The following is a 1,410-nucleotide window of genomic DNA, read 5'->3' on the forward strand; positions in this document are numbered from 1 at the left end:
ACCCCCATGGCACCGACAAGAGCTACATAAAAGAAGCTCCACAAACGTCCACTTGGTTGGAAGAAAAATCCTAACAGCCACTGGATGGTTCCTATTAACAGAAACATGACTAGGGTCAGCAAACTGATTAAAATGGTTCGCTTCACAATCACCTTGCGCTTGACACCCGTTACCTTACAAATATCCCGATACATCAAAATATTAGGAATAATGAGACCGATGGTTGTGGAAATCAAAGGCCCGTAACTGTGAAAGAGAGCAATGGTTGGTAGTTGTAAGACCAGCTTGGCAATAGAACCATAGATAAAATAGAGAACAGCCTTGCGATTGCGGAACATGGCCTGAAGCATTGGAGACAAGACCATGTACAAGCCTAAAATAATAGACTGCAAAACTGCAAAGACAAACAAGCCCATGGCCAAACTATCTGGCTTACCATAGAAGACCGTATAAAGAGGTTCTCCTACCATAACCACTCCAACCGTTGCTGGTAGCAGGAATAAGAAAAGCATGGTAATGCTGTCCTGAACGAGACGAGAAGCTGCCTTCAAGTCCCCCTTGACATAGTTTTCCGTCAAAAGTGGCAAACCGACACTCCCAATCGAAACCCCAACAGAAATCAAAATCATCGTGATTTTATTAGGATTGGCTGAGAAATAAGAAAACATGACAACCAAGTCCTCATTGCTGTAGTTGGTAAACCAGCTCATACTATTGATAAAGGTCAGCTGGTCCAAAATCTGGAAGAGCTGGATGGCAGAGCCTGTCAGGATAAAAGGAATGGCTTCCTTAATGGTATCGACCAAAAGACGCTTGCTGTTAATCTTATCTCCTGTTTCAAGGACTCTTTTGAGTAATCCTTCTTTGGCAAGGAAATAAATCAAGACTGCAAAACTGGCTACCATGCCGACAAAGGCCGCAAAGGTTGATTGGGTAACCGCTGCTAGGTAGTCTCCTGAACCGAGCTTCATAATAATAAAGGTAGCTAAGAGCATCCAGATAACACGAATAACCTGCTCAGCGATTTGGCTCATGGCATAAGGTTTGAGGTTATTCATCCCTTGGAAAAATCCTCGGATAACACTCATAGATGGGAAAATCAAGACTCCCCAAGCCAAGCTTTGCATGATTGGTATCAAGTCTTTGCCCACGCCAGACAAGTCTGCTAGCCAAGGAGCAAAGACATACAAGATTAGGGCAAAAACGAGGCCTAGTCCTGTCATAAATCCTAAAAAGCTCCGAATCAGGGCAAAGCTATGCTCTTCTTCTCGCATGGTATTATACTTGGCAACTTGCTTGGCCACCGCAACTGGAATCCCTGCTGTTGAAACCAGCAAGAACCAGGCATAGATATTATAACCCATGGTAAAGAGTCCATTGGCCGTAGCCGCATAAGACCCCATCCAGATG

General features: G+C 44.2%; 1 protein-coding gene. It reads right to left on the reverse strand.

The features are described from left to right. Positions 1–1,410 (reverse strand): putative polysaccharide biosynthesis protein (locus tag SMIDD26_RS06265; RefSeq protein ID WP_246746975.1); only part of this gene is annotated, 1,410 nt, incomplete at both ends.

Origin of the sequence: Streptococcus mitis, from assembly GCF_001579035.1 — a bacterium.
Lineage (GTDB): Bacteria > Bacillota > Bacilli > Lactobacillales > Streptococcaceae > Streptococcus > Streptococcus mitis_J.